The following is a 23,066-nucleotide window of genomic DNA, read 5'->3' as shown; positions in this document are numbered from 1 at the left end:
AAGATGCTAAGAAAAGCCAGTAAAGGCGCAAAGGGTAAATCTTTTTTGAGATAAACTTTTTCTTTGCGTCTTTTTCTTTAACCCTTGCGTCTTTGCGTTAAAATAAGCTGATCAACTATTTTGGAGGTCGTTATGTCGAAGTGGATCTGTACTATTGCGATGACTTGTCTATCAATTTTTCTGACAGGCGCAGTCGTTTTTGCCGATGAAATTGTCAGCGCCATGGTTGACCAGAAGGAAGTGGCGGTCACCATTTACAACGAGGACCTGGCATTGGTTCGTGATCAACGTCAAGTTGATATACCGGAAGGAACTATTGACCTGGCGCTGCGTGAAGTCAGTGCCCGTATTCGTCCGGAGACGGCTCTTTTGAGTAGTCTGACGCGCCCCGGTGGCTTGACGATTCTGGAGCAGAACTTTGATTTTGACTTGTTGACACCAGGAAAACTACTGGAAAAATATGTCGGTAAAGACGTGCAACTGGTCCGTACGCACCCCGAGACGGGCAAGGATATTTTTGAAACGGCCCGTGTTCTCTCAGCAAATAGTGGTGTCGTTCTGCAGGTTGGCGATCGTATCGAGACGGGAGCCCCTGGTCGACTGGTTTTTCCTGATGTGCCGAAAAATCTGCGTGATCGTCCGACCCTGGTCGTTTCGCTCGATAATGAACAGGCCGGTCAGCAGACACTGGAGCTCAGCTACCTGACCAGCGGTCTGGGTTGGCGGGCGGACTATGTTGCCGAACTGAATGCTGAAGATACCGCACTGGATCTGTCCGGTTGGGTTACCTTGACGAATCAGAGCGGCACAACTTATGGCAACGCCTTACTGCAACTGGTTGCCGGTGATGTCAATCGCGTGCAGGAGCAAATGCGGGTTCGCAAGGCGGTGATGATGGAGGATGCTGTCTCCATGGCGGCGTTAGCGCCGATGCGGGAAGAAAGTCTCTTCGAATATCATCTTTACTCACTGCAGCGACCGACCACAATTCGTAATAACCAAACCAAGCAGGTCTCCCTCCTAAATGCTTCCAGCGTTCCTGTGCACAAAGAATTCCGTCTCCAGGGCAGCCCTTATTACTATCGTGGCAAGCAAGGTGATTTGGGGCAGAAACTCAAAGTCGGGGTTTTTGTCGAAGTTGACAATCGTAAAGAGGATAACCTCGGCATGCCGCTACCAAAGGGCATCGTGCGGGTCTACAAGCAGGATAAGTCAGGCAGTCCTCAGTTTGTTGGCGAAGACCATATCGACCACACCCCGGAAAACGAAACGGTGCGCCTCAAACTTGGTGATGCTTTTGATGTGACTGCAGATCGCAAGCAGACGGACTTTCGTAAGTTGGGTGGTGATAGTCGTTACAATTATCAATTTGAGAGTGCCTATGAGATTACGCTCAAAAATGCCAAGGATGAAGAGGTGACGGTGACTGTTGCTGAACCGGTGCCTGGTGATTGGCGTATGCTCAGTGAGAGCCATAAGCACAGCAAGCCTTCGGCAGGTACGGCGCTTTGGAAGATTAAGGTTCCTGCTAAAGGCGATTCAGTGCTGAGTTATCGGGTTGAGGTGAAATACTAATAACACGTAGCGTGTGACGGGTGGTGACAATAACCTTGTGAGCTTCTCAGGGTATAGTCTCCAGTTGTCTCTGCCTCAGCTTGAACAGGTCCATGAGGATTGTTAACCATTTCTTTCCCTCTGGGTTGTTTTCTGCCTTGCCGTTATACCTTGCTGTTAGCTTCAGTGAAACTATTGTGCAGCTATTGCCAACAGGGTCTGCTTGTTGGTAATAGCTTGCTCTAGTAGAGCACATGCAGGGGCAACCTTTGTTGCCCCTGCTTCTTTTACGGTTTTTTATGGGATGTTGTCGGTGTTAATACTCAGGATAGCGTCATCGATAACCACCGTCGCTAACACGTCGTTGCCACTCTCATAGTGCCAGGCCGTTCCGTTGTCGACTGGGTCACCTTCGACCCATGTTCCGAGATCCCCTTCCTCTGGATCGACCAAGTTTACAATGTCGTCGGCATTGCCATAGATTTCTAAGCTCGTATCTCCTTCCTCCGTGGCATCCAAAACGTCTTGGTAGTTTATTGTTAAGGTGTTGCCAGCCGTTCCGGTGAAATCGAGAGCTTCAATGTTGGTCAGCGACAGCGGTCCGTCACCTAAATCGAGATCATTATCAAAAGCGACAGTGTCGAAACCAGCGCCACCATCTATCGTGATGCTTGCACCGGCAATGTCGCCAAGGTCGATAACGTCGTCTCCGTTGCTGAGAGCCAAGGAGTCGGCCCCAGTTGGGAGTTCTAGGGTGCCATCGCCATCAAAGGTTACATCGAAGGTTCCGGTTGTAGAGTCTTCGTCGCTGTCAGTTGCGGAGAAGTTATACGTAACAGAATTGTCATAAGCCGCAGAGGTGTCGGTCGCGCTAAAGGTCGAAAGTGTGTATTCACCAATAGTGCTGCCGAACACTATTCCGTCGAAGTCACCGCTGTTAGTTATGGTCAGTTCTCCCAAGTTGGAGTCATTCGGGTCCTGTGTGAAATTCGCGGTTGAGTGAGAGAATGCGATCTCACCTGTAACGGCAACACCATCATTGTAAAGCTGGTAAAATCCTTCCTCACCGGCAAGCAGTTTATATGTTCCTACTGTAACGGTGCCAAAATCAATCCTTGTGCCTCCTGGGGTGTCATAGAGTTCAACTGTTAATTTGTCGCCAACGTCTACGAATGGGTTGCCAGCCCCCATCCCATGTATGTTTCTGTTTACAGTGTCTTGCCCATCTGTGTCACCCGCAACAACAAGTACGCTGTTGTCATTGAATTCAAGGTAGTACTCTCCGCCGGAAGAAGTGTTTCCAGGGACTCCTCCTGATGCCAACCCGACGGTCGTTGTCACAGGCCCACCGTCGAGGCCGTCTACGATGCTTACCGAGTAGGTCCCTACAGAGGAGTCGAGGGAGACAGTGAAGGCAACGTGAGTGTCGACATATGTACTGCCTTCTGGTGGAGTGAAGTCCGGATCCATAACTGCTTGAAGGGTGCCACCTGACAACTTGTAGACCAGGCCTATGCCATCGGCGGTGAGTTGATTTCCATCATTGCCCAGTACAGCGATATCTGAAATTACTCCATCGACCAGGCCCGTAAGATCAACATCGTTCGTTCCGTCGTTGTAGCCAGTTATTTGGGCACTTTCTGGGCCGTCGGCCCCATATTCGATGCCGAGATCAGCGGTGAGGCTATTGCCGGCAACATTCGCCATCAATCCGTCGAAAGTCCCTTCGATCAGCGGGCTGTCATCCTCAATGGTTATTAACACGGCAGCTGTGAAGGTCTTACTGCCGGCGGTGACATCAAGTGAGAAGGAGAGCTCGTCTTCAACACTTGAGTCGGAGTGATAAACCGGTTCAGAGAGCTCTACGGTGTAGTTAAAGACATATTCGTCACCCGTCTGAGGAGTTTGTACACTGTCGATAGATATGCGAACGATTTCATCTGTCGTGCCGTCCCGGGTTCCGATCAGTGCATCTTGAGATTCGACCCAGTTGAAGACGACATCGTCTCCATCTGCGGTTTTCAGTGATTGGTTGGCAGACAGCGCTAGGGTGATGTTGTCAACTGTATAGGCTGTGTCAACATCCGTGACCGTGATGGTTCCGGAGTTGGCTGCCAAGTCTATATTGTCGTTGGCAGAGACTGGAGGATCGTTATCATCTGGTAGAGTGTCCTTGTTGCCGCCGTCGAGTCCTTCTTCTGAGACAGTTGTGTCGTCTGCCATAATTGATGGGACATCGTCAACGGGTGTCATGGCGATGGAGGCGACGGCGATGTTGGAGGTCAGGTTGGTGTCGTCGGTAACCTGAACGTTGACTGTGCGGGTTGTCGTATCCGGGTCTTGGCTGCTGTTATCGTACTTGACTGCTTCAAGAACAGACTCGTACTGATCAAGAGTAAAGGAACCGGAGAAAGTGATACTGTGACCGTCGACTGCTGGTGTGGCTGTCATGCCATCTGGCACGTCGTCTGCAGCGATGGAGAGGCTCTCTGCGCTGCCATCTAGGGCGTTGGTCAGAGTGACAGTCATCTGTGTCAGGTTGGCACTGTCGACATCAGTGATGTCAGAATCGGTATCCGCGATGGTTACCGCGCCGTTGCCTTCGGTGAAGGTTGTGGAGAATCCTGTTCCGTCTGCCGAACCATCCAGGTCGACTGCTGGTGGGTCGTTCTCGGGTGTCATGGCGATGGAGGCGACGGCGATGTTGGAGGTCAGGTTGGTGTCGTCGGTAACCTGAACGTTGACTGTGCGGGTTGTCGTATCCGGGTCTTGGCTGCTGTTATCGTACTTGACTGCTTCAAGAACAGACTCGTACTGATCAAGAGTAAAGGAACCGGAGAAAGTGATACTGTGACCGTCGACTGCTGGTGTGGCTGTCATGCCATCTGGCACGTCGTCTGCAGCGATGGAGAGGCTCTCTGCGCTGCCATCTAGGGCGTTGGTCAGAGTGACAGTCATCTGTGTCAGGTTGGCACTGTCGACATCAGTGATGTCAGAATCGGTATCCGCGATGGTTACCGCGCCGTTGCCTTCGGTGAAGGTTGTGGAGAATCCTGTTCCGTCTGCCGAACCATCCAGGTCGACTGCTGGTGGGTCGTTGTTTCCATAGACTGTGATAACGAGAGTCGCTTGACTGCTCGCACCATTATCATCAGTGATCGTATAAGTAAATACTTCTTCCTCTGAGTCATTGCCGCCAAACTCAGCAACTTTCTCAGGGTCAACGGTGTATCGATATGAGCCATCCGGGTTCCAGGTCAATGTGCCGAAATTACCATCAATGCTGCCTGTTGAGGTAGGAACTGCTGCGCCTCCTTCAAAAGAGATTTGCGTGACAGGAACTTCATCAGGAACGATGTCATCAGGGTCACTGTCGGCGCCAAAACCATCATCGTCGGCGATCATATCGCCTTCAACAAATGGTGCTTCGGCAATTTCCACGGAAGACTGCTCACTGCCTTCACCATAATAAAAAGTGCTCCCGGCGATGACTTCATTCACATTGTCGGTTGCTACAGGAGGATCGTTCACGCCTTCAATAATGATGGTAACGGTCGCTGTGGATGTCGCACCACTCGGATCAGTGATGGTGTAGGGGAACTCGATCTCGACCGTGTCACCTTCGTCAAGCTCTTCGTAAGTGCTTGCGCCATTAGCGTCGATCTTCAGTGAACCGTCTGCAAGATTAACCATGACATTAGACGGGGCCTCGGCAAAGGTAATGCTTATAGGGTCTCCGTCGGGGTCGTAGTCGTTGGTAAGGAGCCCCATGAATTCATCGATGTCGAACTTTCCCCCGGCTTCAATCCTGTAGATGTTGTCAAGGGCAACCGGTGGCTGGTTCACGGGGTCCAATACAGGTGTCTGCTCATCCTCAACAGGAGCCAGGGCTGCCGCACCAAACGGGTCCGGGTTTTGAGTACCAAGCTTATCGATGCCACCAAGCGCATCACCCATGTCATCGCCGTATGCGCTGCCGCCGCCACTCGCAGCCGCTTCGCCCGCTGCCGTCTCCGGAACCTCGAGGTTCCAGGCCGCAATCAATGCATCGATCGGAATGATGCTGCCATCCTCCAGCATGATGGAAGTGACTGCACCGTCGTTGATGCTTGCAGCAAAATCTTCGAAGGTCAGAACCGCACCATTGTCCAATGTGAAAACGAGATCAGTGCCCACAAATTCCTGGGTGCTCTCTGTGCCTGGGTCGAAGTTGAGTTGAGGAATTTGCTCTGCGTCTACCGTGACGGTCAGAACTTGCCCTGGTTCGGGGACCGGTACGACAACCGTGTTGGCTGCTGTTGTTTCGGCTTGGGTATTGGTGGTGTCTTCGTTTGCCATGGCTCTATCTCCCTTAACCCTGCTTGCGGGTAATATTTGTTGCAGTCTTTAGTGAAGGTACTGAAAATCATTTATCCTTGCTGCGATGCCAAACTTTTCGCCGAACTGCTCTATGCGAATAACTTCGCCCTGGCAGTCCAACTTGATCGGCTTTCCCGGCACAGCATAACTAAGATCCAATGAGAAATTTAACGACCCCCCTTGAACAAAGGCTTGATCAGTCAGGAAAAAAATCCCCGTCCAACTGACGTCACGCGTAACGGCTTTCTCTTGTCCGATGTAAACTGGAACCTCAACCTGAATACGCTGCGAAGCTCTTTTTTCTGAGGGATGGGTCATAGTCTTCTCCTTATGGTTACCAATTTTATCCTTTTTTCGTTTAGTAACAATTTATCCATAGATTGTATTACCTATAACATTGGTTATACTTTTGTTTGAAAAGAGCCTGAAACATAAGAATTTATTGTTTTTTAACGCCCTTCGCAAAGGGGCGGAGGGGATGGCCCGCTTGAGCTTCTCGACCCTCTCTCTTTGTCAAATTCTCGAAATTGAGTTAGACTTGGTTGCCGATTCCTTAACTGCGATGTCCCTTTGGAGTTTATATGGCCATTAAATTGGTTGCTGCGGATCCACACCCACTCTCTCTTCTCGGTTTGGCCCAGCTATTGAAATCAGAACCTGGACTTGAGCTTCTTGCCAGTTGCACGACAGCGGCAGAGACCATTAAGGCGGTGTGGAAAGAGCAACCTGATATCCTGCTTCTTGATATCAACCTGCCTGATCGCAAAGGACTTGATCTGATAAACGAGCTGAAAAACAGCTCGCTTGAGGTCATGGTCGTTATCCTGACAACGGCCATGGATGAAGATCAGACGATTGATGCCCTTCGTTATGGGGTCAAAGGTGTGGTCCTGAAGGACATGCCCGCCCACCTGTTGTTGCAGTGTCTGCAAAAAGTGGCTGCCGGGGGCTTGTGGATGGAGAAAGAGTCTATTGGTCATGCCTTTGAGAAAATGCTGCATCGAGAGGCGGGGATGAGGCGTCTTGCGACAATTCTCACGGCCCGGGAGACTGAGGTCATGCGCTGTGTCGCCGGCGGTCTGAGTAACCAGCAGATTGCAGAAAAGCTCATTGTCCGTGAGGGTACGATTAAGATTCATGTCCACAATATTTACCGTAAACTGGGCATTACCAATCGCGTTGATCTGACACTTTATGCACAGAAGAGAGGTCTGGTGTAGAGCCTGAGATTTTCAATTAAAAACCGAAAAGTCCGCCTCATATGTGAGGCGGACTTTTTTTGTTTCTTGGAGTTAAAGAGGAAAGTTTTATTGTGTAGGCGGAGAAGAAGGCTCCTCTTCTTTGAGGGGTGAACCCCAGAAGGTCCCAAGCACATTCCGGTCGCGCTCGCTGATAATGGCCCCACGTTCGATCATGCGCTGGAGCAGGACATCCAGGTCTTCCTCCTGCCCAAGGGCCTTGTCGACCCGGCCACGGGTGTGGCAGATGGTGCAACGGTTCTCTATCGTACTCTGGAACTCGTCATTAGCGGGGAGACGATGTACATCATGCACAGCCCCCGGCACAGCAATAGCGGTAACAGGCAGGAGCAATAGCCCCGCCAGCAAAAGCAGACTTTGCAAATAATTATTCTCGTACATAGGTATCAATATCCGTTTCGTGGACCATGCCCATCATGTGAGCATACTCCGATTCAATGATAGCGTAGTGATTTTCCGTTTCCTCGGCCATGCGGTCGAAGACGGCACGTACGCCGGGGTCAACAATTCGGGAAGCAGTCATGCGCAGGTTTTTGAGAAGATCCTCCTCTTCCTGCATGGCCAGTTCCATCGCTTTGCGCTCATGGACATTTTCATCAAGAGCTTTCTCCAGTTGCTTAAGCATGGAATGGCTGGCTGAAGGCGGTTGAGCCATAAAATCTTCAAAGGAACCAAGATCACTGCCGGTGTAGATCTTGAAAAAATGTCCGGCATGCTCGCGTTCTTCACTGGCCAACTGCTCGAACACCTTCTTGCCACGTTCGTTTTCCGTTAAGGCCGCTGCTTTGAGATAAAAATCCATAACGTCTTTTTCGGTCTGGATAGCCATCTTGATCGCCTCAATCATTTTCATTTCCTGGGGCATAACACTCTCCTTTCTTTGCAGCACCTGGGGGCCGCTCAAGGGAAAATCACAATGCCGAGCAAAAGTTATTCATGCTCTACAAGTGACAGACTACCCTGTAAACTTCGTCGTCTGTTCCTCGACCCATGCTTCAATTTTGTCACCATCGCCCTTGGCAAGATCAAGAAAACGCAGGCCCATTCCAGGTTCATGGTGGTCCTTGCGCTTGAAGAGGCGTTTCCAGACCACTTCGCACTGGCAACGCACCTTGCATGGCGGTTTGGTCGGCAAGGTCAACTCGATGAGGAATGTATCTCCTGGCTCTCGAGGCTTCACCGTCGTGATGAACAGACCCCCGCGGCTGACATTCTTGGCGTAGCCGAAGAGGGTTTTGTAACCATCTCCACAGGGGATTTTTTCCACGATTAACGGTGCCCTTACGGCCCGGCGTTTGTTCTTCTGTTCCTCGGTGTAATCGGTGTTTTCAGACTCACTCATCGACATCTCTTCTTCCCCGTGGGCTCTCAGCCAGAGCTTGGTGTCATTCGTATCAATAATAGCACAGCTTTTTAGATTTTTTTTAAAACTTGTCAGTCGTTATCTGAGGTTGTAAACGAAGGCTGATCGCAAAGGCGCAGCTCTTCCAGCATGGCGGGCACAGTTTTTGGGCAGTCGCGACCATCCCAGGTGAAAAAATCAGGCAGCATCTCTTGCGGTTCACCGCGCGACAAGCCTGCATCGCAAAGCAGGTGAATCAGTCGCAGGGTCCGGAAACCATCAAACCAGGAGTGGAAAGCTTCTGCGCGCCCTTTTTCAGTCGGGTGGTTTTTCTGTAATTTCGGCCAGGTTGCATGCCAGTCGATCTGCACAAGATAATCAGCCAGGACAGCAGAGATCTTTTCGGCACGGCTGAACAGCAGGTTCGCATCAGCGGCAAGATTCTGCGTGACGTTAAGCAACCAGCCCGACAGAACCTCGAACGCAGCAACAGGATAAAAGAGCACGCCTTCTGTGTCCCCCTCCAGCAGGCGGCCCATGCTGCGGCCGGTACCGAAGGGGACCCGCGACGAAACACGCGGCTCCGGAAACACCCTGGTGCCGGTCATCCGGTCAACGCCGTCGGTTTTGGCCAGTTTTTGCAAGAAGTAGAAATCTTCTCCAGCCTTTCGATTGTTCATCCCGCCGCAGCGCACATAAGCCTCTGCCCGACAGGCGATAGCACTCCCTACGCTGTTGAAGGCATAGGGTGATCCGGCCAGGCGCAAACCATAAACGTAGCTGCGCATAAACAGCTCATAACGCTCGATCGCTGCCTGTTGCAGAGCGTCTTCTGCTTTCTGGTGGCGAAAGGGCAGGACAGCCGCACCCAGGGGTGATTGCTGGAAATGAGTCACGATGGTCTGCAGGTAATTCGGCTCCACCAGGGTGTCAGCATCGAGGCAGACCAACAGTGGTTCCTTCTGCCAGTCCAGACAGGTTAGGGCAAGATCCATCCCCAGCTTTCTGACAAAGCCCACACCGGCTTGCTTGGCCGGGATTTCAAGGGCTGGACTGGCGGCGTCAATCCAGGCCAGGGGAAGCGTGGACTCTGCAGAGTATTCGATAAGTCGGGTCAAATCCTGAAGGTTTTGTTGCTTCTCTTCATTGCAAGCCTGCTCGCCATGATTGACAACCACCAGCACCAGGAAAGAGTCTCTCCATTGTGCCGGGTTCGCCTCCAGACTTTGTAATGTGGCAAAGAGACTGTCCGCTTCTGCCAGAGACGGAATCACTACGGCGCCGGTAAAAGAGCTGTTCTCAGCGCCGGTAACAGTCCAGGGGCCTTTGGCGACACGCTTGTCCAGGTAACGCTGAACAGCTGCAGGGAAATGGCTCATCTGGCATAATCCTGACAGGCGGCGAGCATCTCGGCGACGGGATCGGCTTCACCCTCCAGCCAGTGGATCACAACACCCTGACGTTCCATGCGACGAAACCAGGTCTCCTGACGTTTGGCAAATTGTTGAATGGCGCTGTTCAACTTCTGAAAAAGGTCGTTGCGGTTCAGTTGCCCTTGCAGGTACTGGCCGACGAAACGGTATTCCAGGCCGTAAAAGTCTAACGTCTCCCAGGTGACGCCAGCCTTATGCAGGCCCTCGACCTCTTCGATCATGCCCTGTTCGAGACGCTGCCGCAGCCGTTGCGTGATACGTTTCCTCAACAGCTCCCGTGGCCAGCGCAGGCCGAAAATTCTGGGGTTTAAATCAGGAAGTTCCAGGGCCCTGGCCGTCGCCTGCTCTTCACCGACCGCGATTTCAATCGCCCGGATCAAGCGGCAGCGGTCCTCGAGGTCCGTTGTGTTGTGCTGCTCCGGGCGCAGGGCTTGTAATCGTTCTTGCAAAGAGGCAAGGGGCAGAGGCTCCAGCTCCTGACGTAATACCTTGTTCTCACCGACTTTCACCAACTCATATCCTTGCAGCACGGCGTCAAGGTAGAGACCCGTCCCTCCGCACAGGATCGGTAGATGATTGCGGCTCTTGATCTCGCTAAACGCCTGGCTGAAAGCCTGGGCAAAGTCGAACAGACTGAACTCGTAGCCGGGATTGGTTATATCGATAAGATGATAGAGTGTTGATCCGTATTCTTCGAGGTCCTTGCCGCTGCCAATATCCAGACCACGATAAACCTGCCGCGAGTCAGCCGAGATGATCTCGCCATCAAGCTGGTGGGCGGCCTGAACGGCCAGATGAGTTTTCCCCGAAGCCGTCGGCCCGAGCAGAACAAGGAGATTCATTTAAGAGATAACTCCCAAAAAAGGAAGAGGATGCAGACAAGTATTCAGGAGCTTATTTATAACCGGATCGACGGCTTATGACAATGCGTATTCCCGGCAAGCTTCCTTCGCGAGTGGAAATCTGCTATACAGTGGAAACTTTATTTTGCGCCTTGAGTTTCCTGAAGGCGGCGAGGAAGACAGACTCTCCATGGCCGGCTCTCCATCAAACATAAACGAAACAGCCGGTCCCCCGGTGATATTATCCCGTTCAGCCCACGGCGTCTCCCGCAAACAGATTGACGAAAATACGCTTAAAGTCCTCTATCGATTGCATCGCCACGGCTACCAGGCCTACCTGGTCGGCGGCAGCGTTCGTGACCTGCTGCTGGGCAGGACGCCGAAGGACTTCGATATCGGCACCGACGCGACACCACAGCAGGTGAAGAAGCTGTTTCGCAACTGTTTCCTGGTCGGGCGCAGGTTTCGGCTTGCCCATGTCCGGTTCGGTCGCGACCTGGTCATTGAGGTCGCCACCTTCCGGCGCCACCCCCACCCCGATGAGCTGCCGGAAGATCCCGGGGAACACAGCTTTTTTGTTCAGAATCAGTTCGGCACACCGCGTGAGGATGCTTTCCGGCGCGACTTCACCATTAATGCGCTCTTCTACAATATTGCTGACTTTTCGATTATAGATTATGTCGGTGGCTTGAAGGATCTCGAGAATCGCCAGTTACGGGTGATCGGTGATCCGAGGGTTCGCTTCGAGGAAGACCCGGTGCGCATGCTGCGTGCCCTGGAGTTCAGCGCCCGGCTCGATTTTTCTCTTGATGCTGAGACCTTGGCAGGGATTTCGGAGAAGGCACCCTTAATCTCTGCGGCCGCTCCGGCCAGGGTCCGTGAAGAGTTGATGGAACTCTTCCGCCACGGTGTCGGGGCAGCAGTCCTCAAGCGTGCACAGGATCTCGGGCTGATGCAGCCGATGATGGGTGGCTACCAACCGGGAGAGTCGACCTTTAAGCTGCTCGAACTCCTTAACCAGTATTTCAGGAAGGGGGGGCATGTCGATGAAAGCATGATTCTGGCTGCTCTCTTTATCGATCGCTTCTGGCACAAATGCCCGGCACAGTCGGCGCTGCCGATTAATGAAGTTTTACACTCGGCCGGGCATCTGTTAACACCCTACTGCACACACTTTCGTCTTGCTCACGGTTTGCGCCATCAGGCGCGAGAAATGCTGGTTGGTTGCTATCGCTTTACCCGTGGACTCGGTCATCGGGGACAGAAACGTTTTTTGCAAAATCCGGCAGCAGCGCGTGCTTTTGTGCTGTTTCGCCTCTGGAATCAGGCGATTGACGGCGATCCAGAGCAGCTGGAAGTCTGGCAGAAAGCGTTGCATAGAGGCCCCGATCAGGCCAGTCATGCCGAGCCGCAAGCGAGCCGCCGGACCCATCATCGGCCACGGCGCAGACGGCCTAAGAAGCCGGCCACGGCCTAATTCCGTTAAAACAGATCTTAAAGCTTCTTCAACAAGTTTTTCAATTGGCTGAATTCCTGGGCCGTCAAGCTGCGGTCACGGAAGATAGCACCGTAATAGATTCTGGCAAACTCTCGACAAATATCACTATCCACTTGTTCACCAATCTCCGCCAAGCCAGAACCAGGCTGGAATATATCTGCTCCGTAGCGCTGTTCAAGCTTCTTGCGAAGCTCACCCAGCAGGCGCACCTCTTTGGGCTTTCGCCGCAAGGCAAAGGAACACACAACCAACCCTATACCCAGCAGCAGGGCGACGACCACTTTCCCCAGCTGTTCCGGTGCCTGCACTGAACGTAAGTTGCGTAATTTTGCTCGCGTCTCTCGAAAGATCGTGATCTGCTGCTTCAGGTCGAAGACAACGACCGCCTGCACCCAGTGGTAATTAAGGCTGTCGGCCAATTGCCGAAAAGGGTTCAGCTGCTCCCTGTCACGCAAGCCCAGAGTTGTCTCGGCATTAATCGCCCATTGGCTGGGGTCGATGCGCTGCCAACTGTTGTCGGCAGCCAAGACCTCAACCCAGACATGGGCGGTTGCTTCTCCCACCAGGTAATAACCACCCATCGGGTTGTAATCACCGCCGTAGTAACCACCGACCAGGCGTGCCGGAATGCCAGCCAGTCGGGCCAGGGTAATGTACGCCGAGGCAAAGAATTCGCAATAGCCACGTTTCTTCTCGAAGAGAAAGGAGTCGATTGCATCGGGTCCGGACGGCAGGTCATCCTGGGCGTAGCTCAACTCCTGATTGCGGAAAAAGTCCGCCAAAGCCTCAATTCGCACGGACACATCGTCACCCTGAGTGAGAATCCTGCTGGCTAAGGCGCGCATTCGCGGAGAGACCACAAGAGGCGGGCGCAGATAAAAATCGCGATCCACGTCACCGGAGACTTTCAGCAGAGCCCCCGGGCTGGCTCGTACTTCGTAGCGGAAGCGATGATCGATGGCGCTTCGGGCGATAAACATCTGATCAACGGTCTGGTTATTGCGGATGCCATCGACGAGCAACGGCCGATCCAGGGTCATTAGGTAGCGATCGCTACGTGGCTCCGGGTAAATGGTGAAGGTCAGCGGCGCGGGGCCATCAATCCTGCTGCCCCCTGTTTTAGGAGGTGTGCTGCGGACCCAACGCCCCTCTTTCGGCTGATTGAGAACCAGGGCTCGCCAGTAGCGGTCTTCAGGGGCAAGCTCGGGCCCTTCTGCACGAAAGGCCAGAGCGTTATTTGCTGAAATCTGGGAGAAACTGCCCGGCTGCACCGTCTCGGCGAGGCCCACCTGGCCTTTGCTCGACGGGTTGAGAAAATTCCAGAGGGGATGTCGGGTTCTTGGCAGAACGACGAAGAAGACCAACATCAGGAGCAGGGAAATCGCCGGCAGAACGAGGCCAACCTTGATCAGCTTTTTCAGATCCTGACGTGTCATGAGCAACTTCTGGTCGGTGACATGAACCGTTAAAAGCACCAGACCGAGTGTTACAGCGAAGACCAGCAGCACCAGGTAGAGGGCGAAACCTATTTCGAGGTTGATCAGGGACGCTCCGGCGAGGATAAAGAGCGCCAGCACGAAGATCTGCAGATAATCTCGACTCTCCTTTGGAGTCAACAGGCGCACAACCAGCAGAACCAGCATGGCGTGCACGACCGGAATGGCAACCTCGGCGCGGGTGATCTGCATGGCATACAAAGCCATGCCGCACAGAGCAATCAGCGTTGCCAGCCAGACCGGCAGGGGATAACGTTCCCGGCGATCACACCAGAAGCCGACCGGGATCGCGATCAGCGCGATTAGCAGCAGCGGCAGATCGAGGTATGCCAGGATCGGGCCCATGCAGAGCAGGGCGACGACACCGGAGAGTATATCAAGGAGTCTTTTGATCCTGACCATAATGAGCCAATGCCTGCAGTAAAAGAAGTTTTTGCTGCCTGCCGACAGCGGGTGGAAGCTCCAGTTTGCCGGCCTTCAGCCCAACCGGCCAACCGTCGCGCAGCCAGCGCGTAATCAGGTAAGTTGCCTGGCGCAGGCGCTGCTCGAGGCTTGAGCCGGGCAAAGTCATCAGGTCAAGCACGACGGGCTTACGGGTTGCAGCCGAGAGTTCTTTGACCTTGAGACGATCATGGCGGGCGCTGAGCTTCCAGTGTATCGACTTGAGAGGCTCACCGCCCTGGTAATCGGCGATGCGGTTGATGTCTCCTTCGTAGCCCCTCTGCCAGTTCTGCTGCGAGCCCGACCCGCCGCCGGGATCAACCTGGCGTAGATCGGAACAGGGCAGTGGCGCCGGAAAAACCGTTGCCTCCTGCTCGATGAGCAAGCCTTGTGAACGAATAAAGAAGTTAACCGGAAAGCGTGACCGAACGGAGGCTTCAGGCAGCTGCTGACGACCGCGCCCGGAGAGGGTAATCTCAAGACTTTTCTGCCGCCCCTGCAGGGGGTCAACCAGGGGAAAAAAAACAGTGCGTTCGGCGACGCTGATCTCCATCAGAAAGATCGGCAGCCAGCGACGTCTGTTGACCAGCTCGATGCCGAGCAAGGTCGGTACTCCGTCATAGATCTCCTCGGGCAAGAGAAAGCGGAAGTCGACCTTGGCCAGGTTCCATTTACCCAGCACGCCGGAGACAGACATGAACCCGAGCAGGGCGGAAACCAGCAGGTAGAGCAGGTTGTTACCGGTGTTGACGGCGGCAAAGCCGAGCAACAGGGTAATCACGATATAGAGTAACCCGGCACGGGTCAGCTTCAGACCAAAGGAACCGGATTTTCGTCGAGCAGCGACAGCAGGATCTCCTTGCGATCGAGGGTTTCATTCTCCGGACGCAAAATCAGGCGATGTGCGCAAACCGGCAGGTAGAGGGCTTTGACATCTTCCGGGATGACATGATCGCGACCAGCCAGGAAGGCATGGCTGCGTGCGGTATCAGCCAGGCTGATGGCGCCACGGGTTGAAATCCCCGCCATCAACATCGGATGTTCGCGAGTTGCCACCACCAGGCGATAGATGTACTCTGTAATTTTGTCTGAAAGCTGGACCTCGTCGCGGATCGCCTGACGGGCGCGCAGAAGCTCTTCGCGGGTGATCAAAGGTTTAATCTCGCGAATGCCTTCGCGGATGCTGCCGGTCTGGATAATGGTTTTTTCCATCGACTCCGGTGGGTAACCAATGCCCGTGGTAATCAGAAAGCGATCAAGCTGCGACTCTGGTAGCGGGTAGGTGCCAACCTGCTCAACCGGGTTCTGTGTGGCAATGACGATAAAGGGGTCCGGCAGACGATAGGTTTTCCCCTCGATGGTGACACGGTGCTCCTCCATCGCCTCGAGCAGCGCGCTCTGGGTCTTCGGCATGGCCCGGTTGATTTCATCGGCCAGAAGCAGGTTGTTGAAGACCGGTCCCTCAATAAATTTGAACTGGTTTTCGTTACGATCGTAAATCGACAGGCCGGTGATATCGGAAGGCAACAGGTCGCTGGTGCACTGGATGCGACCGAAAGAGAGCCCCAGGGCGTGAGCAAGAGCCAGGGCCAGGGTGGTTTTACCGAGGCCGGGGATATCCTCGAGCAGCAGATGGCCGCCGGAAAGGAGTGACATCATGGCCAGTTTGATGGCCTGGACCTTGCCTTTGAGATAGTGGTCGGCGAGAGTGTCGATGACATTCAGGACCGGAAGACGCGGATCATTTGACATGATGTTTGATTGACTCCTTGGGCGATAAGGCCCTTTACTTCAGTCGATTTTGAACTGCTTTGAAGACTTCCATGACCACCAGTAGCAGCCCGGCCAGGCTGAAGAGGCTCAACCATACGCCCAGGGTGACCGGCGCAACACCGAGGACCCGCTGCATGAAAGGCCACTGCATGACCAGGATATGAATCCCCTGGGCAAAGAACACCCCGCCGATCAACAGTGGGTTGCGTTTTAGCGGCATCCTGAAGGCCGAAACCCGCTCCGATCGACAGTTGAACACCTGAACATTCTCCAACAATACCATCAATAATAGCACAAAGTTGCGCGCATCAGGCACCCCCACCCCCTGGGCGAGCAGCCAGGCCCAGGTCGAGAAGGCCAACAATCCCATTGTGACCCCCGAGAGCAGCGTCTGCGACACCATCAGCCGGTTGAACAAGCCTTCCCTGGGAGGCCTCGGAGGGTGAGACATAGCGCCAGGTTCGCCGCCCTCAAAGGCGAGTGCAACATCCTGAATGCCGTTGGTCACCAGGTTCAGCCATAGAAGTTGTACCGCCCCTAAGGGGATCGGCAGGCCAGAGCAGAGGGCCAGGCTGAAAAGCACAATCTCCGCCCCGCCGGTGGAGATCAGCAAATAGACAACTTTGCGGATGTTATCGTAGGCAAAGCGGCCTTCCTCGATTCCGGCCACCAGTGAAGCAAAGTTGTCGTCGGCGACGATGATTGAAGCGGTCTCCTTGGCGACATCGGTACCGGTGCCCATGGCAACACCGATATGGGCTTTGCGCAAGGCCGGCGCATCGTTGACGCCATCGCCGGTAACAGCGGTAAAGTGCCCCTGCTGATTCAAGGCATCGACAATCACCAGCTTCTGCAGTGGCGTCACCCGGGCAAAAACAGCTGTGCGACCGAGTCTTTCGTGCCAGTCCGCTCCGCCGGCGGTGATTTTCGTCAGTTCCTGGCCGGTGACCAGGTCTGTCTCGTCTTTGGCAAGCCCCAGCTCCCGGGCAATGCCGAGAGCCGTTGCCGGATGGTCTCCGGTGACCATAACCACCCGCACGCCGGCGCGACGACAGATGCCAAGGGCATCCTTCACTTCCGGTCGCAGAGGGTCGATAAAACCGATCAGGCCGAGCAACATCAGCTCCGGTACATCGTCTGAACATGACAGGGATGCTTTGCCCTGTTCAGGAAGCGGTCCTGATGCCACGGCCAGGACCCGGTAGCCTTCTCGGCCCAATCTTAACGCTTCGCCTTCGACCTCCAGTATGTCGAGGGGCACTGGACCATTCTGCCCGCTCATCGTCGTACAGAAATCCAGAACCTGCTCAACACCACCCTTGATGATGCACTGGGAGTGCTCACGATGCACGAAACGGGCGGCATAGCGCTGTTCAGATTCAAAGGGGATTTCGCCGAGTACGGCGTGTTGAGCGGCTTCCACTTCCGGGTCAAGGCCGAGTTTATGGGCCAGGGCCAGCAACGCCACGTCCATGGCATCACCCTGGTGCAGCCACTCGCCAAGCACGAGGCGTAACGAGGCTTCGTTGCAGAGCACACCGGCCAGAGCCAGTTCGCATAGACGGTCATGTTCCTTGCCCAGCGCTGGCCTGCCGTCACTGCGGAGCACTTCACCCGTTCCGGCATAGCCTTCACCGCTCACCAGGTAGTTGGCCCCATCAGGCAGCCAGAGGGTGCGAACCGTCTGGCGATTGACGGTCAAAGTGCCGGTCTTGTCGCTGGCGATGCAGGTGCAACTGCCCAGTCCTTCAACAGCAGTCAGCTTGCGGACAATGACATTACGCCTTGCCATCCTCGTCGTGGCGATCGACAAGGCGACAGTCATGGCCACCGGCAGGCCTTCCGGAATAGCGGAAACCGCCAGGGCGACTGCCAGCAGGAAGACTTCGTTGAAAGGAGTCCCCTGTGCGGCAGCGACGATCGCCAGTAGCACAACAAAACCGACCACCAGGTAGCTGACCTGACGGGCAAACTGCTCCATGCGCAGGACCAACGGCGGCTTGACCAGAGTTGTTGTTGCCACCGCCACCGCGATCGAACCGACCTCGGTCAGCTGTGCCGTGGCCACTACCACACCGAGGCTGCGGCCGCTGGTGACCGTTGTGCCGGCAAAGGCCATGTTCAGTCGCTCACTCAGCGGCGTTGTCTCTGCGCACTTGCCCAGCTGTTTGTCAACGGCCTGGGATTCGCCTGTCAGCAGCGACTCGTCGATCGATAGGTTGCGGACTTCGAGAAGACGCAGATCGGCCGGAACCCGGCTGCCTGATTCGAGGAGGACCAAGTCGCCGGGGACCAGTTCTTCAGCGAGCAGGTCGAACAGGTGGTTGTCGCGTCTGACGCGACAGGAGGTTTTCAGCAGTTGTTGTAACGATGCTGCGCTGCGTTCCGCCTTCCACTCCTGAAAAGTACCGAGCACGGCGTTAAGTAAAATAACCGCAAAGATGAAGCCGGCATCGGTCCATTCACCGATTGCCATGGAGACCAGGCCTGCTGCGATCAGAATATAGATCAGGGGGCTAAGGAATTGATGCAGGAAGATAAGGCCAAGGCCGGGGGGAGGGTTGGATGGCAGACAGTTCGGGCCGTATTGATGCAGCCTCTCCTCTGCCTCCAGGGCTGTCAGCCCATGCAGACCGCTGTTGGTTCTGGCGAGAACAGTGGAGTCATCAAGAGCGTGCCAGAGAACCTTTGTGACATCAACTTTCGCCTCGGCTCTGCTCATTGCAACCTCCCGGATGCAAGCACTTACAGTGAGCAAATGATGAACAGACGATCCTGAATCAATTATATCAGGTTGTGGCGAAATCGGTTTTCAGTAAAGCGTATCAGTATGGTTGACGCCCATCGGCCACTATGTTTATATTCAAGCCGAAGAAGAGGGAGTCTTTAGTCATCATGAACACAGCCTACCTTGGCCTTGGCAGTAATCTCGGCAACCGTCTGGCCTTCTTGCGCGGAGGACGCGATATCCTCGCCGACTCTCCTGCCATTGAGCTGGTGCAGGCCTCCGGGGTCTATGAAACCGAGGCTGTTGGAGGTCCTCCGGATAATCCGTTTTTTTTGAACGCGGTCCTGGAGATCCTGACTTCGCTTGAACCCAGACAGTTACTTGAGGTCTGTCTGGCTGCGGAAAATGAATTCGGCCGCTCGCGACCGGTCCGGTGGGCACCACGCACCCTCGATGTCGATATCCTTTTTTACGCAGACCAGGTCCTTGCTGAAGATGACTTGATCATTCCACACCCAAGGCTCCAGGAGCGTGCTTTCGTGCTTGTTCCCCTGAAGGAGATCGCCCCGGACCTCAGGCACCCGTTGCTTGACCAAACCATCACCGATCTGGCGGCAGTCAGCCCCGGTGCTGCAGAACTGGTGCCCTTGCGCACAAGCTGGTAATCGTATGCTGGTAAAACCCCTTATCTATCTGCTGGTCGGCTTTCTGATCTATACGGCCTATCAGATCATCAAGCAGGCCTTGACCAAGAACTCTCCGCCACCACCGGAGAAAACCTCCCGTGGTGAAGAGATGCTTCTTGACCCTGAGTGCGGCACCTACATACCGCGCAACGACGCCATCAAGGCCCAGGTCAAAGGCTCAACGCACTATTTCTGTTCGGCTGAGTGCCGAGACAAATACCGGAATCGCAGCTGAAGCTGCTTAAGATTCACTACCCTCCAAGGAGCAAGAGAGATGAAATTTTTTATCGATACAGCGGATGTTAAAGAAATCGCCACCGCCAATGAGCTGGGACTGGTCGACGGAGTCACCACCAATCCATCCCTGATCGCCAAAAGTGGTCGCGACTTTCACGAAGTACTCAAAGAGATAATCGCCCTGGTCGATGGACCGATTTCTGCTGAAGTTGTTGCCACTGACGCCGCCGGCATGATCAGCGAAGCAGAGGAACTGGCCAAGCTCGACAAGGACAAGATCGTCATCAAGCTGCCGATCACCGAGGAAGGTCTCAAAGCGACCAAGGCCTTGAGTAAAAAGGGCTACAAAACCAACCTGACCCTGATCTTCTCGCCGTTGCAGGCCTTGCTCGCGGCCAAAGCCGGAGCCACCTACGTTTCTCCTTTCGTCGGCCGCCTGGACGATATCGGCCACGTAGGCATGGAAAGTGTCGATCAAATCCGTACTATTTTTGACAACTACGGCTACAGCACCGAGATCATCGTTGCTTCGATTCGCAGCCCGCAGCACGTCCTGGATGCCGGTCTGATGGGTGCCGACATTTGCACCATTCCTTTCAGTGTCATGCAACAGCTGGCTAAACATCCCCTGACGGATATCGGCCTGGATAAATTTCTGGATGACTGGAAAAAGCATGTGGAAGGCTAGAAACCTGTTGGACTGACCATGAACAGGTTGATAGACCAGCCTCTCCTTAAAGCATAAAAAGCAGAAGGGCCGCGAATTATTCGCGGCCCTTCTGCTTTCTGAGAAAACCCACAAACCTCTTGCCATAACGGTCTTCGGGGTATCTTAAGAGCCCCTTGTGAGGATTTGTTGGGCAAGGAGTCAAGCTGTTGGGGCTGGACCCATAAATTGCGGTGAGATTGTTCCTCTCCTGACGTTGATAAGAACAGAGGGCCCTTACACCTCATTGCTCTCTTCCGCTTTCCGCAACCGCCGAAAAATCTCTCGGGCTGCTTTTTTGTCACTGTGCTCGTGAACCGAACGGGCCAACCTGGCCAACTTGCCAGCGTCAAGGTGAGGGTAAGTGGTGCGCACTTCCGTCAGAGCCGCTTCGCAAGTTTCTGTGGCGCAGATTCGATCTCGAAGCTCTTCCAGGTGATGGAAGGCGAGAGTCTCTTGACGTTGACTGACAGACTGGCCATCGAGAGCGGCTTCGATCGCCAGGCGTTGTTCTTCGTGGTCGCGCAACATCCCTGCCAGGTGCTTGATCTGGCGCTTGCGAGAGCTGTTCCCCTTGGTGCTTCGAGCCAGTTCGATCTCTGTGCTCAGCTCCGGGCTCTTCGGCAGCTTGCCGAGCTCCGAGGCGGTAATCTCTGTCAGGCGCTGGGCGAGCTCCTCAATCGCCTTGGCCTCACGTTTTTTCGCGCTACGGCCACGGCCCAGGGAGCGGACTTCCTCTTCTTCATATCTATGCATCAGAATTGCTTTCGGCTGTCGAGCAGCATGGTAACTGGGCCATCATTGACCAGAGCCACCTGCATATCGGCCCTGAAAACTCCAGTGGCAACATTTACACCCCGACTGCGCAGGGCGGCAACATATTCTTCGTAAAGCTGGTCTGCGAGTTCTGGCGGTGCGGCGTCGGTAAAGCCGGGTCGACGACCCTTGCGGCAGTCACCGAGCAGAGTGAATTGAGAGACCACCAGGAGGCTTCCGCCTATTTCTTCGACGGAGCGATTCATCTTGCCGGCGTCATCTTCGAAAATGCGCAGTCCTGCCGTTTTATCGGCGAGGGATTTGGCCTCCTTCGACGTATCTCCCTGCGCCACACCGAGTAGCACCATCAGCCCCTGACCGATGGCGCCAACCGTTTTCTGGTCGACGGTGACCGATGCTTCGCTGACCCTTTGAATGACGACTCTCACAGGCTTTCTCCCGCCAGCTCTCGCAGCAGTGCCAGATTAACACGATCCATTTCACCGTCATCACCTTTCGGGGTTTCCAGCAACATGGGAATTGCAGCGAGGCGCTGGTCCTGCATCAAGCAGGCAAAGCCTGTTCGGCCGATAGTGCCCTGGCCGATGTGAGTATGACGGTCAACCTTACTGCCACAGGGTTTCAGGCAGTCGTTCAGATGAAAAGCCTTGATCTGCTCGAGGCCAACCAGCCGGTCAAACTCGGCCATAACCTCGGTGTAGCTTTCGCTGGTGGAAAGGTCGTAGCCGGCGGTGTGGGCGTGGCAGGTGTCGAAGCAGACGCCAAAACGATCCTCGTCAAAACCCTCCAGCAGAGCAGCCAGGTGGGCGAAGTCGCCGCCGAGGTAAGTGCCTTGCCCGGCGGTGTTCTCCAACAGCAGCCGCACGTCTGGCGGCGTCTCCGGCAGGATTTCACGAAAGGCCTCACGAATCCTCTCCACCCCGGTTTCCACACCTGTCCCCAGGTGGGCGCCGGGATGCATGACCAGCCCTGTGATGCCAAGCTGCGCGCACCGCAAGAGTTCGTCGCGTAATGCCGACTTTGATTTTTCCCAGACATCTTGTTTGGGCGAGGCCAGGTTGATCAGGTACGCATCGTGGGCGATGACCGGGCCGATACCACTTTTCTGCCAGGCCTGTTGAAAGGCGATCGCGTCGTCGTTGGAGATCGGCTTGCCCTGCCAGCGGTTGGCGTTCTTGGTGAAGATCTGTAAGGCCGTGCAGTGACTCTCCAGGCCGCGTGCAAAAGCATTGTCGAGGCCCCCGGCAACGGAAACATGTGCGCCGAGCAAGCGTGTCATGATGTTGTTCCCCAGAAGTTCAGGCCGGTACGAATCTGACAGGCATTGTCAAGATGAACGTCGACGAAATCAGGTGTTTCTCCTTCGCCAACCAGAATCGTTCCCATACCAATCCTTTTCGCGGTTTGCAGGTTGTCGCGCGAGTCTTCGATCATGATGCAATCCTGCGGGGTTGTTCCCAGTTCGGCGAGGACTGCGTGGTAGGGCTCAGGAAATGGTTTTGGCTGGTAGGCAGCAACGCGGATGTCATAGACCTTTTCGAACATATCTTCAATACCCAGCGCCGAAAGCACGCGATCGGCGTGGCAGATTGAGCCGTTGGTGAACACCGCTTTGCGTTGCGGCAGGTTTTCCAAAACGTCTCGAAGAACCAGGTCGGGCGAGAGCCGGGAGGTGACGTCGATGTCGTGGACGTAATGCAGGTAGTCCTCGGGGTCAACCGCATGGTGGCGGATCAAGCCCTGCAAGGTTACGCCGTAGAGTCGCCAGTATTCGCGACGCAGGGCGTCGACCTCCGGCGCAGGAATGCCGACGATCTCTGTCATGTAGCGGTTAATGCGCACGTCGATGAGATTAAACAGTTGTTTCTCGGCAGGGTAGAGGGTGTTGTCGAGATCGAATATCAGAATATCCATAGTTGATTTTTAACCACGAAG

General features: G+C 54.6%; 21 protein-coding genes. 6 read left to right on the top strand and 15 right to left on the bottom strand.

All coding sequences use genetic code 11. The features are described from left to right. Positions 1-159 precede the first annotated feature (159 nt). On the top strand, positions 160-1,575 hold the full coding sequence (locus tag P9J64_13305; GenBank protein MDG5469300.1) for a DUF4139 domain-containing protein: 1,416 nt from the start codon (positions 160-162) through the stop codon (positions 1,573-1,575). A 276-nt stretch (positions 1,576-1,851) separates the two neighbouring features. Here the strand turns inward: P9J64_13305 and P9J64_13300 are convergent, their stop codons facing one another. Beyond that, positions 1,852-5,892 (bottom strand): Ig-like domain-containing protein, encoded by a 4,041-nt coding sequence (locus P9J64_13300; GenBank protein ID MDG5469299.1) that lies wholly within the window; start codon positions 5,890-5,892, stop codon positions 1,852-1,854. A 48-nt stretch (positions 5,893-5,940) separates the two neighbouring features. Then, the gene (locus P9J64_13295; protein MDG5469298.1) at positions 5,941-6,231 is read right to left on the bottom strand and encodes a PilZ domain-containing protein; all 291 of its coding nucleotides are present in this window, start codon (positions 6,229-6,231) and stop codon (positions 5,941-5,943) included. A gap of 263 nt (positions 6,232-6,494) precedes the next feature. On the opposite strand from P9J64_13295, the gene P9J64_13290 reads away from it, so the two are divergent. After that, positions 6,495-7,133: a response regulator transcription factor gene (locus P9J64_13290; GenBank protein ID MDG5469297.1), complete on the top strand. Its 639-nt coding sequence runs from the start codon at positions 6,495-6,497 to the stop codon at positions 7,131-7,133. Between the two features lie 87 nt (positions 7,134-7,220). On the opposite strand, the gene P9J64_13285 is transcribed toward P9J64_13290, so the two are convergent. The 5 genes from P9J64_13285 to miaA all read right to left on the bottom strand — a co-directional run bounded on the left by P9J64_13285 (position 7,221) and on the right by miaA (position 10,789). Then, positions 7,221-7,553: a hypothetical protein gene (locus tag P9J64_13285; protein ID MDG5469296.1), complete on the bottom strand. Its 333-nt coding sequence runs from the start codon at positions 7,551-7,553 to the stop codon at positions 7,221-7,223. Then, positions 7,540-8,037, bottom strand: a complete 498-nt coding sequence (locus P9J64_13280) for a ferritin family protein (protein MDG5469295.1) — start codon at positions 8,035-8,037, stop codon at positions 7,540-7,542. The genes P9J64_13285 and P9J64_13280 overlap by 14 nt, the downstream gene beginning before the upstream one ends. A 90-nt stretch (positions 8,038-8,127) precedes the next feature. Beyond that, a complete protein-coding gene (locus tag P9J64_13275) occupies positions 8,128-8,514 on the bottom strand; it encodes a PilZ domain-containing protein (GenBank protein MDG5469294.1) in 387 nt (128 codons plus the stop codon). A gap of 92 nt (positions 8,515-8,606) precedes the next feature. Continuing rightward, complete coding sequence (locus P9J64_13270) at positions 8,607-9,893, bottom strand: glycosyltransferase family 2 protein (GenBank protein MDG5469293.1); 1,287 nt, start codon at positions 9,891-9,893, stop codon at positions 8,607-8,609. After that, the gene (miaA, locus tag P9J64_13265) at positions 9,890-10,789 is read right to left on the bottom strand and encodes a tRNA (adenosine(37)-N6)-dimethylallyltransferase MiaA (protein MDG5469292.1); all 900 of its coding nucleotides are present in this window, start codon (positions 10,787-10,789) and stop codon (positions 9,890-9,892) included. Before miaA ends, P9J64_13270 begins: the two co-directional genes overlap by 4 nt. Before the next feature lie 145 nt (positions 10,790-10,934). On the opposite strand from miaA, the gene pcnB reads away from it, so the two are divergent. Beyond that, positions 10,935-12,266: a polynucleotide adenylyltransferase PcnB gene (gene pcnB / locus P9J64_13260; GenBank protein ID MDG5469291.1), complete on the top strand. Its 1,332-nt coding sequence runs from the start codon at positions 10,935-10,937 to the stop codon at positions 12,264-12,266. Between the two features lie 17 nt (positions 12,267-12,283). Here the strand turns inward: pcnB and P9J64_13255 are convergent, their stop codons facing one another. Genes P9J64_13255 through P9J64_13240 form a run of 4 tightly spaced genes read right to left on the bottom strand, consistent with a single transcriptional unit; the run spans position 12,284 to position 18,719 of the window. Further along, positions 12,284-14,185 carry a DUF3488 and transglutaminase-like domain-containing protein gene (locus P9J64_13255; GenBank protein MDG5469290.1) on the bottom strand — a complete coding sequence of 634 codons (1,902 nt, stop codon included), beginning with the start codon at positions 14,183-14,185 and terminating at the stop codon, positions 12,284-12,286. Further along, positions 14,160-15,005, bottom strand: coding sequence for a DUF58 domain-containing protein (locus P9J64_13250; protein MDG5469289.1), 846 nt, complete (start codon positions 15,003-15,005; stop codon positions 14,160-14,162). Before P9J64_13250 ends, P9J64_13255 begins: the two co-directional genes overlap by 26 nt. A gap of 29 nt (positions 15,006-15,034) precedes the next feature. After that, entirely contained in the window at positions 15,035-15,976 is a 942-nt protein-coding gene (locus tag P9J64_13245; GenBank protein ID MDG5469288.1) for an AAA family ATPase, read from the bottom strand. 34 nt (positions 15,977-16,010) lie between these two features. Next, on the bottom strand, positions 16,011-18,719 hold the full coding sequence (locus tag P9J64_13240) for an HAD-IC family P-type ATPase (GenBank protein MDG5469287.1): 2,709 nt from the start codon (positions 18,717-18,719) through the stop codon (positions 16,011-16,013). A 173-nt stretch (positions 18,720-18,892) separates the two neighbouring features. Here P9J64_13240 and folK point away from each other — a divergent pair, with 173 nt between their 5' ends. From folK to fsa, 3 genes are read left to right on the top strand one after another with little or no spacing between them, the layout of a single operon-like run. Next, positions 18,893-19,390, top strand: coding sequence for a 2-amino-4-hydroxy-6-hydroxymethyldihydropteridine diphosphokinase (gene folK, locus P9J64_13235; GenBank protein ID MDG5469286.1), 498 nt, complete (start codon positions 18,893-18,895; stop codon positions 19,388-19,390). A 4-nt stretch (positions 19,391-19,394) separates the two neighbouring features. Next, positions 19,395-19,646, top strand: coding sequence for a hypothetical protein (locus tag P9J64_13230; protein MDG5469285.1), 252 nt, complete (start codon positions 19,395-19,397; stop codon positions 19,644-19,646). Between the two features lie 39 nt (positions 19,647-19,685). Beyond that, complete coding sequence (gene fsa, locus P9J64_13225; protein ID MDG5469284.1) at positions 19,686-20,336, top strand: fructose-6-phosphate aldolase; 651 nt, start codon at positions 19,686-19,688, stop codon at positions 20,334-20,336. Positions 20,337-20,591: 255 nt separating this feature from the next. Here fsa and yjgA read toward each other — a convergent pair whose 3' ends face one another. Genes yjgA through P9J64_13205 form a run of 4 tightly spaced genes read right to left on the bottom strand, consistent with a single transcriptional unit; the run spans position 20,592 to position 23,045 of the window. Next, complete coding sequence (gene yjgA, locus P9J64_13220; GenBank protein ID MDG5469283.1) at positions 20,592-21,110, bottom strand: ribosome biogenesis factor YjgA; 519 nt, start codon at positions 21,108-21,110, stop codon at positions 20,592-20,594. Continuing rightward, positions 21,110-21,559, bottom strand: coding sequence for a D-aminoacyl-tRNA deacylase (dtd, locus tag P9J64_13215; GenBank protein ID MDG5469282.1), 450 nt, complete (start codon positions 21,557-21,559; stop codon positions 21,110-21,112). Before dtd ends, yjgA begins: the two co-directional genes overlap by 1 nt. Next, the gene (locus P9J64_13210) at positions 21,556-22,410 is read right to left on the bottom strand and encodes a deoxyribonuclease IV (GenBank protein ID MDG5469281.1); all 855 of its coding nucleotides are present in this window, start codon (positions 22,408-22,410) and stop codon (positions 21,556-21,558) included. Before P9J64_13210 ends, dtd begins: the two co-directional genes overlap by 4 nt. Beyond that, on the bottom strand, positions 22,407-23,045 hold the full coding sequence (locus tag P9J64_13205) for a pyrimidine 5'-nucleotidase (GenBank protein ID MDG5469280.1): 639 nt from the start codon (positions 23,043-23,045) through the stop codon (positions 22,407-22,409). Before P9J64_13205 ends, P9J64_13210 begins: the two co-directional genes overlap by 4 nt. Between the last annotated feature and the right edge of the window lie 21 nt (positions 23,046-23,066).

The sequence above is a fragment of the Deltaproteobacteria bacterium IMCC39524 genome (assembly GCA_029667085.1).
Taxonomy (GTDB): Bacteria; Desulfobacterota; Desulfuromonadia; order Desulfuromonadales; family BM103; genus M0040.
The sequence above is the reverse complement of the archived record's forward strand: the minus strand, read 5'-3'. Positions and strand labels throughout refer to the sequence as shown.